At 57.7% G+C, this 12,572-nt stretch carries 7 protein-coding genes and 3 pseudogenes; 7 read left to right on the top strand and 3 right to left on the bottom strand.

Annotation, left to right across the window (positions count from 1 at the left end):
* From FXB38_RS22020 to FXB38_RS22005, 4 genes and pseudogenes are all read left to right on the top strand, one after another.
* A pseudogene (locus FXB38_RS22020) lies at positions 1 to 117 on the top strand (IS630 family transposase); the annotation flags it as partial.
* 1,717 nt (positions 118 to 1,834) lie between these two features.
* Positions 1,835 to 2,113, top strand: a complete 279-nt coding sequence (locus tag FXB38_RS22015) for a hypothetical protein (protein WP_246230031.1) — start codon at positions 1,835 to 1,837, stop codon at positions 2,111 to 2,113.
* Between the two features lie 1,378 nt (positions 2,114 to 3,491).
* Positions 3,492 to 3,740, top strand: a pseudogene (locus FXB38_RS22010) (2-dehydropantoate 2-reductase N-terminal domain-containing protein); the annotation flags it as partial.
* Positions 3,722 to 3,906, top strand: a pseudogene (locus FXB38_RS22005) (cupin domain-containing protein); the annotation flags it as partial. The pseudogenes FXB38_RS22010 and FXB38_RS22005, both read left to right, overlap by 19 nt.
* 162 nt (positions 3,907 to 4,068) lie before the next feature.
* Here the strand turns inward: FXB38_RS22005 and FXB38_RS22000 are convergent.
* On the bottom strand, positions 4,069 to 5,655 hold the full coding sequence (locus FXB38_RS22000; protein ID WP_148753073.1) for a glycoside hydrolase family 26 protein: 1,587 nt from the start codon (positions 5,653 to 5,655) through the stop codon (positions 4,069 to 4,071).
* A gap of 1,251 nt (positions 5,656 to 6,906) precedes the next feature.
* Between FXB38_RS22000 and FXB38_RS21995 the strand changes: the two genes are divergently transcribed.
* The 3 genes from FXB38_RS21995 (at position 6,907) to FXB38_RS21985 (ending at position 10,993) form a co-directional block, all read left to right on the top strand.
* Entirely contained in the window at positions 6,907 to 7,926 is a 1,020-nt protein-coding gene (locus tag FXB38_RS21995; protein WP_148753072.1) for an NAD-dependent epimerase/dehydratase family protein, read from the top strand.
* A 159-nt stretch (positions 7,927 to 8,085) separates the two neighbouring features.
* Positions 8,086 to 9,408, top strand: coding sequence for a UDP-glucose dehydrogenase family protein (locus tag FXB38_RS21990; RefSeq protein ID WP_148753071.1), 1,323 nt, complete (start codon positions 8,086 to 8,088; stop codon positions 9,406 to 9,408).
* A 172-nt stretch (positions 9,409 to 9,580) separates the two neighbouring features.
* Positions 9,581 to 10,993 (top strand): mannose-1-phosphate guanylyltransferase/mannose-6-phosphate isomerase, encoded by a 1,413-nt coding sequence (locus FXB38_RS21985; RefSeq protein ID WP_187435053.1) that lies wholly within the window; start codon positions 9,581 to 9,583, stop codon positions 10,991 to 10,993.
* 186 nt (positions 10,994 to 11,179) lie between these two features.
* On the opposite strand, the gene FXB38_RS42885 is transcribed toward FXB38_RS21985, so the two are convergent.
* Together FXB38_RS42885 and FXB38_RS21980 are read right to left on the bottom strand one after the other, a co-directional pair.
* Positions 11,180 to 11,344 (bottom strand): hypothetical protein, encoded by a 165-nt coding sequence (locus FXB38_RS42885; RefSeq protein ID WP_187435052.1) that lies wholly within the window; start codon positions 11,342 to 11,344, stop codon positions 11,180 to 11,182.
* A 754-nt stretch (positions 11,345 to 12,098) separates the two neighbouring features.
* Complete coding sequence (locus tag FXB38_RS21980; protein WP_148753069.1) at positions 12,099 to 12,467, bottom strand: hypothetical protein; 369 nt, start codon at positions 12,465 to 12,467, stop codon at positions 12,099 to 12,101.
* Positions 12,468 to 12,572: the final 105 nt, after the last annotated feature.

The raw sequence follows: 12,572 nt of genomic DNA, 5'->3' as shown, positions 1-12,572 counted from the left end.
GAGCTGCACAACAAAAACCCGAAGCCCTTCAAATGGACCAAGTCCGCAGATCAGGTCTTGGCTTCCGTCAAACGCTTCTGTCACAAAGCTCAGCAGACTTTATGTGGCGAACTTTAGATTCACGTGACTAGTGTGGAATCGGACATTTCCGGTCAAGTGGGTGTACTTCAAGGTGATATCGGAATTGAGCCAGCCGATGGACCCTACGCGATAGTGCTCGCAATGGGCGCGAAGCATGGCGACACCAAGAGATCTAAGTCAGACAATGTCGTCGCGTGACGACGAGTTGGTCCAACTCCGCCAACGTCGTCGACGCGACAAGTGCTCGCGCAATGCAAACATTCTTGTTCTGCAACATTTCGATAGCCGCTCCAGAAAACATGGACCACTGAGATTTCAAGAAATTCTTGCGCATGGAAACGCCAAGGCGCTCCGCGCCTTGTATCTATATCGCCGAGGTACGGAGCCCTCATGTGGTGCGCAAGTTTAGGTAATCGCTCAACCTTAAGGCACCGAGCGACGATACCGCGGTACGGTCCAAAGGATTTTGCGTAACGGCGGGCTCTCACCCAGATAATCTCGCGCGGTCGCCTGAAACATCAATCTGGATCAACGAAATGCAACACGCCGCCTGCAACAGCGGCCAGTACGACTAGGGGTAGAAATCTTTGTAGCCTTCCGAAGCTCGCACGACTACCGTCGCCCCGACTACCGTATGTCAGGCGTAGCGCCAAGGTACCCAACCCTAGTGCCAAGCGGTCGAGCATGGATCTGGAAGGCATTGCACGTCGCTCTTGAGGAGCGCTAGAATTTCGATTCGCTCAACCACAAGCTACGCAGGCTTCGACAATGTTCAACCCCAAATCTAAACCAACCTGCTCATTTTTTATCCAAGCAAAGGCCACGCGATAGTCTGCGACCGGCCGTGCGGCCAAGGGCCTCAGCCTAGCGCATTCTTTGTGGCTTGAGTCGCGCACTCTCTGACAGAGAATTGGAAGGCCTCACTGCGCCGCCCTCAGAGAGGCCCTTTTGTGGAGGCTGACCACCAGCCCCCTGGGACGAGCGGTCATCGGAATTGTCTGAGGGCGCAGAGGCAGACGGAACGCCGCCGCGGATAAGAAAAGCTGGTGGCCGGGTGGTTCGCGGAGCGCCGAGATAGGGCTCATACTTGAGGTACTCAGAGTACCGCTTTCGCGAGACTGCTGCACGCGTGGCATAGCCGGCTCCGAAAAACAATGCGGCCACCACAAACAGTATCAAGAGACCGAGCACAGAGCACTCCAATCGGGTGTTGGCCATCCGTCAAATTCAGTGGCTGCAAATTTCGCGCCACCAATCGGAGAAGTTCAAGGGCGCCGCACAAGCGTCACTCGCTTGAGCCGCGCTGACATAGCCATCGTTATCTGCCCTATACGTCAAAGCTGCAAACCAATTGAGGCGGTGCAGAGAAGGCTCCAATCTACTTGCCAAATACGACGAATTAGCGTTTGGGCTTGTCTTGGCGTTCGGCGCCTTCCTCGAATATCGATGCTGGAAGTTTAAGATCGCAGCTTGTGATGAGTCAAATTTCGGGCGCTTCCGTATGACGATCCGCCTCCCCTTAATGCGAGATTCACCAACGGGCAAGCCCGCCACTGCTCCCTAACATATCGTTTAGGGGCATCGTTCATAGTGGCGTCTCACGTAAGGGGCGACCATGTCACGAATTTCATTTAGCGCAGCTATCGCTGCGATGCTGATGTTGCTCGCGTCAGCGTCTGAAACCAAAGCCACACCTAATTGCTTGCGCGATATTAAGCCATACAGGCTTGCGGGCGATACCATGGAATGGTCGATGGCGATCGCGCCGGGGGCAGATTGCATCCAGGGACTTCGCTGGTCGACGATGCAGATCTACAAGGTTGAGGTGACGGAGAAGCCGAAGAGCGGCGAGATCGTCCTGGTCGGCCCCGGGTTCCGCTACTTCGCAAAACCGAACTTTTCGGGGACGGACAGATTCACCCTCCTCGTTGTAGGCAAGAACCGGTATGACGAAGGCACCTCGACGGTTGAGGTTACGGTGTCCCGGCCGAATGTCCCGGTGCGCGTCAGCGCTGTCGACCATCCGCAGTGAGGCCCGTCGCCCCGTTGGAACCCCGCACCGATGAACGGTGCGTTCGCTGGCTCGGTTCGCGACGTGCTTGCCTTCCCCACCCAGCTTTGAGGCATGGGCTCAAAGGCATCGGATCCGAAGGCACAGGCCTTTGTCCCGGGGGTGACCGGTCGACCGATACGGCCAAGAAGAGCCGGTCGGTGCCGGACTCTTTGGCCGTCGATGTTGGCCCGCAGGGGCGCGAGGCTCCCGCCATGATTAGTTGGCGACAAGGCTTCAGCCATGCCAGATTGCCCGTGTGCTAGCAGCTGCTGCTCACGATCTGTCAGCGAAGATTCTTCCGGAAGCTGTGATGGCTGTCTTCGTGGTCGGTGGCTAGCTCAGGGTGATGCGGTGGTTAGCTCCAGGTGATGCGCTCTCAAGCTCGATCACGGTCGGGTCCGTTACGCCAGAAACGTCGTGTCCGTGGAGAGTGTGGCTCCGGACGATGCAGGTGTGGTCCTCTTGCTCAATCGCGACTGACGTTCCTTCCGGAAGCAGACTGCAGCCGAGAATTGTGAGGTCCGGCGCGCCGCCATCGCGGAGCTGCGTAGCCGCAAATGCAAGCCGTGCGTGACTGCGGCATAAAAGAGCGCCGGGGATGCCGGGTGACGCTTTGGCTTTTCCAGTGATCAGCTGCTCGGGGCAAGTTCCGGAAATTTGCCCGCCGCTAAGGAGTGACCGGCGAGGATCGCTGCTGCAGCCAAAACGAAGAAGCGAGGATGGGACATAACGGGTCCAGGATAGCCGAATTCTTCGCTTTCTTCACGGCGAGCCAGGGAACTAAGATCGTACCGAGTCGAGCATCCGCGCCAGTACTTCTGTTCAGCGCTTCTTTCATCGTGGCTGGAAAAATCTAGGCGCCCTTGCACGCGCAAGCATGTCAATTGCCCCCTCGATAGCGAAGAAGCATCATTGCCTCACTGATGTCGCCGAGACAAGTCATTGTCCTGGTTTGGACAGAAAACGGCTCGGCCAAGTCAACTAACGACGGCTCCGCGCGATCGTGCTCTGGTCTCACATTGTCCCGGCTCTCCCGGCTGCCTAAGCGCAATTTCCTAGTGGGGCGTGAGTCTATTAGTGTTGGCGGCACGGAGCCAGTCTGGATCCAGGTAGTTTTCGCGTATACGAGCCGCATCCCACCGTTTTGAGGAAGAAGCCGGCGGCGAAAGCCATACCCAATGATCCCTTTCACAAAGTCACTCCCAAGAGCGCCCCGAAGGCTATGAGATCGTCACGTCTGTCGGTCATGCGGGCGCGCTCGCGAAGCAGCCTGCTCTAATGTTGGGCATGCGGCCGGATAGAGAAGTGGTCTTAGGGTGTTCAGCGGAATATCCGTCGTCAACGGAAAGAGTTTTTCATGCGAATTGCGATGATCGGCACGGGTTATGTGGGACTGGTGTCCGGAGCCTGCTTTGCGGATTTCGGTCACGACGTCACCTGCATCGACAAGGATGAGAAGAAGATCGCGGCGCTTCACCGCAGCGAGATTCTGATCTACGAGCCGGGCCTCGACGAGCTGGTCGCTACCAACGTGAAGGCCAAGCGCCTCGACTTTACCACCGACCTGTCGAAGCCGGTCACCGATGCCGTGTTCATCGGCCCTGGGGCAGCTATCATCAGTCGCTCGACAATGGCGCGCGTCACCAGGTCAAGCGCATCGTGGTGAAGCCGGGCGGACGGCTGTCGCTCCAGAAGCACCATCATCGTGCCGAGCACGGATCGTGGTGGTTGGTGCGGCCCGCGTCACCGTGAACGAGACCGTGAAGACGGTGCCAGGTCCCGCCTAGACGCGCCATGCACCGATGTTGATGCATGAGGCCAGCTGCGCTGCCTACTTGTCGATTTCATTCTGGAAGGGCCAATCCACGCTTTGGTGAGCAGAACCGCAATTTCTGCTTGGATCGCCGCTCGTGATCCGACGCTGCCCTGCGAAACTAATGAATGATGAAGCCGCCGAGATGCAACTGCGCATCATGGCCGCTTGCTGGGCCCACGCCGATGGGAGGGCCGAGGGCGGCGTCGTATCCCGCTGCTGTCGACTGGTGGTCGGATCGGTCATTGTTCGCGAGTGCGATCAAATTGCTATGCTCACCGTTCGATACCAACCAGTTTTGCGAGCTGTCCGGGTACCCAGAATTTGCTCCGGCATGCTGGAAGGAAGAGGTATTGTTACCTGCGGCTCTACCCGTGACCAAGCTAGCAGCGCTACCATCCAGCACTGGCGCGAAATTGAAATGGACTTCATTATGGGGAGGATCAATTGTTATGCTGCCATGTCCGTTGACTGCCGCGCTGCCACTGTGGGGTGGGTCATTCTTAACCGTACTGCCCGAAGCCGCCGAGCCGGTCGCGAGGTGATTCACATCTGCCGCGGTCGCAACGGACGAATGAGCCGCCGTTTGCAGGGGTAGAGCCCCGAAGTACTTTGCCCACGCCGCTGCCTCTAGCGGCTTACCGTCCGAGGAATGAGAAAATTCATACTTGCCCCCGGCGTTGGAATCCCAAATGTTCACGAAGCTAATCTTGACTCCGGATTGGTGTAGAGTCTGCGCCAGCCACTTCACAAAAGTTGGATTATCAACGACGCCTGCACCATCATGCGTGTTGCCCGCTCCGGTCTCGGCGATCGCTAACGGCTTACCGGTCGATTTGGCAAGATCGATGAATTGCTGAAGAGTGGTCGCATGACCCACGCTGCCATCCAGCGACCACTGGTTTGAAGCCGGGTTGGTATAGTAATGCTGAAGGTTGACGGGATCGGCAGCCCATTGCTTAAGGCTGGTGTCAAAGATCGGATGAGTCGAGTTGAGCACTTGTCCGCTTTTATCCCAATCGTACAGGTGCGTGTATGAACCGTAGGGATAGAGGTCTGCATAGACGTCGGCGCCGATGATATCGACATACTGGTTTCCCGGGTAGGCGGTCTGTATGACGTTGCCGGCCTGGCTGTAGTTCACAACGCTTGGGTTCCACATCACCTGGACGCTCACCCCACTCGCTTGGCCCGCCGCATGCAACACGGTCGAGACGTGCTGGAAGGCTTTGACCCAATCGGCCCGTGTGGCCGCGTCATTACCGGCATAAGACGGCATAGTATCAATGTTCATCTCCCAGCCGGGCCGCCATATCTGTGTGGTAAAGCCGTTGTCTGCCCATGCTTTGACCATGCCCTTTAGAACCGTATCGTATTTTCCCACAGCGAAGTCCCGATAAAACTGATCAGCATTTCCAGATCCTGGTGCCGTCGAAGTCATCGGCAACCCAATGACGGGCGTAACGTTGTGAAGTACGGGTGACTGAGCGACAGAGGCCGCGTTCCAACTCGCTTGACCGACCCATTGTGAGATTGGCAGCCGTTGGTCGGCGTATTGGTCGAGAAATTGCGGTTTGGCCCCCATCAAGGTTGAAAAGGCACTGAAGTTTGTTTCGAACGCCGCTTCCTCGTTCAAGTCATAATAGTTCGGGTTGCCGACAAAAACGCCGAGGGGAAACGGTGTTAGGCCGGTTGCGTTCTGACTCATTCCCGTCGCTCCGTCGCTGGTTATTCAGTTTCGTTTCAATCGTGTCTAAGCAGTGAATGCGAAATTGTCGTGTCGCTACTGGACACGCAACCGCCGCGACTTTGCCATGTATCTGGTAGCGATTGTGAGCTGACTGAACGACGAGACGCCTCCACTAAGAGTGGGCAGCAAGCTGGCGTGTTCGTAACTAACGTGTTGCAGCACGGATACGGTTTGTGGGGCTGGCCGCCCTCACCATCGACGTCCCTTTGTTCTCGCTATGAGGCAAAAGCGCCCAATCGCTCATCAATGCGCGTGGACATCTCCAGAAGCATCGGTGGCCCGATGCGCGAGGGAAAGCTGGTCAATTGTTATCTTGCCGCCACGACTCAGACGCGCCTTCCGCAGCGTTATTCTGCGTTTCGTGAGGCGACCACCTTGTACAAAATCACTAGTGGGACGACTGTAAGCTTCTTGGAGGGGTTGTGTGCAGGGCACGCCGAAGATGTTCGCAGTCACACCAGCGCGACTGGACGCTTAATCTTCTAGCTCATCCAGACTATGCCTCTGAAGCCCGCCCGCGCATCGAGGCGAACGCTGAACCGGCGTGACGCTGGAAAGGATTGATCGTGCCTTCGCGATCGAATCTATTGCAAGAATGCTCACTCTCTCGCCGATATATGTATAGATATCGCGGCAATGGGGTTACATTAAGCGGAATTACAAGACATGCATCATGCTGCGAAATAAAGGGCTTTGTGACGAAGCCTGAGCACGTGACGCGCGCTAAAGCCGCACTGGAAAAAGGTCTATCGCTAAACCAGATCATCCAGGGAAAACCTACTGGACGTGGCCCACCAATCACTCGTACTTCTATGCCCGGCCGCACCTTAGCGTCTCCGCCGTTAATATCCCGAATTTGACAGCCTCGTATAGATGCGATTGGAAATAGACGAGGCTATCCGATCGCGCGGGAACCCCTAACACTTACAGGTTTGATTGGCTCCCCAGAGCCAACCTCACCGCGATCATCAAGGCGGGAAACGCCGGGATTCGATGGTGGCAAGACGACACGCGCTCTATGCGCTTCGGTTGTAAGCGGCTTATTCTCGTGATGACACAAGTCTTACTTCGACGCTCGCGCCCGAATGCCCATTGGGGAGCCATTCCCGGCCCCGATTGGCGGTAGTCCTATGTTGCATTTGGCCGGTCCACTCGGGGAACCTTGCCTCTCATGTCCTGGTCTGGCATTGCATTCGCTGAATGAATAAGATGACAACTTTGCGACCAGTGATCGTGACCGGCGCTGCCGGCTTTATCGGAATGCATGTTTGTGAACGGCTGTTGGCGCGTGGCGAACAGGTCGTTGGTATCGATGCGTTCACGCCGTATTACGATCCGGCACTGAAGCGTGCGCGCCTGGAAAAGCTCAATAACCTTCCCGGCTTCGGCTTCCGGGAGATCGACCTTGCCGATTTTACCGCGGTGATCCGCGTATTCGATGAGGTCGCGCCCGATCGGGTGGTCCACCTTGCGGCGCAACCGGGCGTCCGCGCCTCGATCGACGATCCCATCACCAGCATCCGTGCCAATTGTGACGGCTTTGTTACCGTGCTCGAGTCCGGCCGGCGCCACGGTCTGGCGCATCTGGTCTACGCCTCGTCGAGCTCGGTTTATGGCGCCAATCGAACCCTGCCGTATTCGACTGAGCAATCGGTGAATCATCCGGTCAGCCTTTACGCCGCGAGCAAGAAGGCCAACGAGCTGATGGCGCACACCTTTGCGCATGTTCACAAGCTGCCGGTGACCGGTCTTCGCTTCTTTACCGTCTACGGTCCATGGGGCCGGCCCGACATGGCCGCCTATCTGTTCACACGCGCGATCTTCGCGAATGAGCCGATCAAGATTTTCAATAATGGCGACATGTGGCGCGACTTCACCTATGTCGACGACATCGTCGAGGGCGTGATCCGCACTCTCGATCGGCCCGCAGCTCCGAATCCCGCGTGGAACGCGGAGCGGCCGGAAAATTCGTCGAGCTACGCGCCGTATCGGGTCTACAACATCGGCAACAACAGGTCGATCAAGCTGCTCGAGTTCGTCGAGACGCTCGAGCAGATCATCGGCAAGCCTGCGATCCGCAAGCTGCTGCCGATGCAGGCCGGCGACGTCCTGGAGACGCGCGCCGACATTTCCGCCCTCCAGCGCGACGTCGGTTTCGCGCCGTCGACGCCAATCGCGGAAGGCCTCGCGCGTTTCGTCGAATGGTATCGAAAGTACCACGGCGTGTGATCGTCGAAGCGAACGGCAAGACACAAAAGAATCGGGTGGCGACGGTTAAGGTTTGTTCGGCTCGCGAAGCAGCCTGCCCTAATGTTGGGCATGCGGCCGGATAGAGAAATGGTCTAGGGTGTTCGGTGGAACATCCGTCGTCAACGGAAAGAGTTTTTCATGCGAATTGCGATGATCGGCACCGGTTATGTGGGACTGGTGTCCGGAGCCTGCTTTGCGGATTTCGGTCACGACGTCACCTGCGTTGACAAGGACGAGAAGAAGATCGCAGCACTTCACCGCGGCGAGATTCCGATCTACGAGCCGGGCCTCGACGAGCTGGTCGCGACCAATGTGAAGGCCAAGCGCCTCGACTTTACCACCGACCTGTCGAAGCCGGTCGCGGATGCCGATGCCGTGTTTATTGCGGTCGGCACACCCTCGCGTCGCGGCGACGGCCATGCCGATCTCTCCTACGTCTACGCTGCCGCGAAAGAGATCGCGCAGTCGCTGTCCGGCTTCACCGTCGTGGTGACGAAGTCGACCGTGCCGGTCGGCACCGGTGACGAGGTCGAGCGCATCATCCGCGAGGCCAATCCCAAGGCCGACGTCGTCGTCGCTTCCAATCCGGAGTTCCTGCGCGAGGGCGCTGCGATCCGCGACTTCAAATTCCCTGATCGCGTCGTCGTCGGCACGTCCGATGAACGCGGCCGCAAGGTGATGGGCGACATCTATCGCCCGCTGTCGCTGAACCAGGCGCCGCTGATGTTCACCGAACGTCGCACCGCCGAGATGATCAAATACGCGGCGAATGCGTTCCTCGCGACCAAGATCACCTTCATCAACGAGATTGCGGATCTCTCTGAAAAGGTCGGCGCCAACGTGCAGGAAGTCGCGCGCGGCATTGGCTTGGACAACCGCATCGGCACCAAGTTCCTGCACGCCGGTCCGGGCTTCGGCGGCTCCTGCTTCCCGAAGGACACCAAGGCGCTGATCAAGATCGCGCAGGATTATGATGTCTCATTGCGCATCGTTGAATCCGTGCTGGCGGTCAACGAAAACCGCAAGCGCGCGATGGCGCGCAAGGTAAGCCAGGCGCTCGGCGGCTCGCTGCGCGGCAAGACCATTGCCGTGCTCGGTCTCACCTTCAAGCCCGACACCGATGACATGCGCGACGCGCCGTCGATCCCGCTGGTCACCGGCCTCCTCGACATGGGCGCAAAGGTGAAAGCCTTTGATCCCGTCGGAATGGAGCAAGCCAAGAGCGAGCTGCCCAGCATCACCTATAGCGAGGACGCCTATTCCTGCGCTGAAGCAGCCGATGCGATCGTCATCGTCACCGAATGGGTGCAGTTCCGCGCGCTCGATCTCGACCGGCTGAAGGCGACCATGGCGCAGCCCGTCGTCGTCGACCTCCGCAACATCTATCGCCCGGAGGACATGGCCGCGGCCGGCTTTGTCTATCAGAGCGTCGGGCGATCTTCGCCTTCGAATACAATCTAGCGCTGCCAACTTCCGTCAAAAAGGGTGTTCGATCAATGGTCAATGACCGTCGCCCCGGGCGGAATTGTATCCAGGATCTGCGCTGGTCGACTATGCAGATTTATAACTTGTCAGTTGTGGAGAAGCCGAAAAGCGGCGATCTCGTCCTCGTGGGCCTTTGTGGAGTTTGCTCGTGAACAAATACATTATCCCCTTGATTACGTGCGGCGGCGCCGGCACGCGGCTGTGGCCGGCTTCGCGCGAGGTGCGCCCAAAACAGTTCCTGCCGCTGTTCGGCACGCGCTCGACCTTCCAGGATACGCTGTTGCGCGTCTCTGATGCCTCGCTGTTCGATCGCCCCATCGTCATCACCAACGCGTCCTATCGCTTCATGGTGCTGGAGCAGCTCGCCGAGATCGGCATCGAGGCCGACGTGATCCTCGAGCCGATGCGGCGCGACTCCGGTCCCGCGATCGCCGCCGGTGCTGCGTTCGCGCAGAACCGCACCAGTGAAGCGATCGTGCTCGCGCTCGCCGCCGACCACGTGGTGCAGGACAATGCCGCTTTCGTCGCAGCGTGCCGCGAGGGCCTCACTGCCGCGAGCACCGGGCGCATCGTCACCTTCGGCGTCAAGCCGGAGCGGCCGGCGACCGAATACGGCTATATCAGCCCGGGTGAAGTGATCTCCGGTGAGGTGCACGTGGTCGCGCGCTTCGTCGAGAAGCCGGATGCCGTGAAGGCCGCCGACTACGTCAATTCGGGCTATCTCTGGAACAGCGGCAACTTCATGTTTCCCGCGGCCCTGCTGCTCGACGAATATCGCAAGGTTGATGCGGCAAGCGTGGAGGCGGTGTCCAACGCGGTCACTAACGCCGGCCGCGATCTCGGCTTCGTGACGCTGGAGCCGCAGGCTTTCGGCGCGGCCAAGGCGATCTCGATCGACTATGCAGTGATGGAGAAAACCTCGCGCGCAGCCGTTGTGCCGGTGTCTTGCGGGTGGTCCGACGTCGGCTCCTGGCACGCGGTGTGGAAACTGTCGGACAAGGATACGCAAGGCAATGCCGCGCAAGGCGCTGCGGTCTTCGAAGACTCCCGCAATTGCAACATCACGACCGATTCTGCGCTGGTCGCGCTCGAAGGCGTCGACGATCTCATCGTGGTGGCGACGGCCGATGCAATCCTCGTCTCGCGTCAGAAGGATGCCAACGGCCTGAAGCGCCTGGTGACGAAGCTCAAGGTGGTCGCGCCGAAGGTCACCGAGGAGCATCTCAAGGTGCATCGGCCCTGGGGCAGCTATCAGTCGGTCGACAATGGCGCGCGTCATCAGGTCAAGCGCATCGTGGTGAAGCCGGGCGGGCGGCTGTCGCTGCAGAAGCACCATCATCGTGCAGAGCACTGGATCGTGGTCCGTGGTGCCGCTCGCGTCACCGTGAACGAGACCGTGAAAACGGTGCACGAGAACGAGTCGATCTACATCCCGATGGGCGCTGTCCACCGGATGGAGAATCCCGGCAAGATCATGCTGGAACTGATCGAGGTCCAGACCGGCAGTTATCTCGGGGAAGACGACATCATCCGGATTGAAGACGACTATCAAAGGTCCTAATCAGCAACATTGGTCTGCTTGAACACAAGTGTATCGACAAGCGCTCGAACTTAGAACTCGGCGGCGGCCCAGGCCATTCAGGCGTAAGAGCCGAAGCGTCGATCTAATAACCTCCTTTAGAATCGGCTCATACATTCGAAGAATGAAATGTCCAGAAGGGCCGTCAAACTGTCCCAACTCCATCTCCTAAGTGAATATCCATGCGATCAAGCACCAAATGGCCCAGCCTATTGCAGCAATCCATGCGGTCATCACGACACCAACGATGATGAAGAAAGCAATTGGCAAAAGAAGATCGCCAATTCGCCGATGACGGCGAACGGATGCAAACGTTCGGTCAGCTTTTTCCATCAGGCATTTCGTCCTTGCGTTCCTTGCAAGGACATATCTACTCGGCGGCAGGTCGACGACTTTTCGGTGGAATTAACCTCACCAGTCAACCTTAAGAGGGTGGACGTGCACTTCCTCGAATATAGGTAATCCACGAGCGGATTCCCCGCCAGGACAGTTGCTTTTGTCTCCTCAAGGAGGATTCAAGCGAGGATGCTGGCTTCGAGATGATGTCTGCAAGTACGGTTGATAACTGAAATAAACGGTTCGTCGTCGACGCGAAATGATTCCCTCCCCCGCGATCCGTAGCCAGCAGCGAACGAGACGGCAACGGCCGTGAACGGGATCAACAAACCGCTCATCGAAGGTCACCCGTGTAAGTGAATGTGAGCTGCTGTCAGGTCACACCGTCCCATTCGCAGGCTCCCTTTTCAGCGCGGAGCAGTGCTTCGTATTCGGCTCGTCTAAGCGACGCTGGTTGGCCGAACTTCTACGATCGTCGCATTGATTGGCCAGTTCCTCGTACTCAAACGTCTCTTCAGGCGAAAGCCCTTTCATCACGACCATTCCACTGGCGTTTGTTTCAAAGAAAAAATCAACAGTGTGCAGTGGAAATCTTCAATCATATTGAACCTGTGGCGCAGGGTGAATGTCGCTTTTAAAAATTTTGAATTGCGTCTCAGACAGTTGGCCTTTTTCGTCCTCCATTCTGACTACGGTGGATTTCGACGACAACTGTCAAAATAAGCGTGATGCTGCCAGGGCTTTACGCATGTTAGGGGCGCCTTTGCGACGTCCACATCCATGCTGCACAACTTTTGAACAGACCCTGCGTTCTGTCTGGGCAGAGAGACGCAATGTGATTTCCGACGCCGCGGTCGTACCCCGCAAGCTCTGCTGTTCGGATCGCACCTAAACTGAGGACGGCCAAGATAGCTATCTTGGTAATGAGCAACATGCCGAAACCTTTGCCCTCTTCAAGCCCCGCTTTTGCACGTTGCTGGGTATACCAAGACGGACGTGAAATCGACTTCAAGAGTACCAGCAGGCTATAGAACATGGCGACGGCAATCAGCCAGAAGGCCAAGGGATAGGATCCGTAAAAATAACAAGCTGCCGCAATAGCAGCGAGAATGACTTCCATGTGCGGAACTCAGCGAATGTTCGTCAATCTAAGATGAGAACAGTCTTTAGCGAAGAGAAATTTAGTCGCACCGAGTGGTCACGAGCATGGCGAGTCACGGATGAC

It is taken from the genome of Bradyrhizobium cytisi (assembly GCF_008123515.1).
Classification (GTDB): domain Bacteria; phylum Pseudomonadota; class Alphaproteobacteria; order Rhizobiales; family Xanthobacteraceae; genus Bradyrhizobium; species Bradyrhizobium cytisi.
This window is presented reverse-complemented; position numbering and strand designations above follow the sequence as displayed.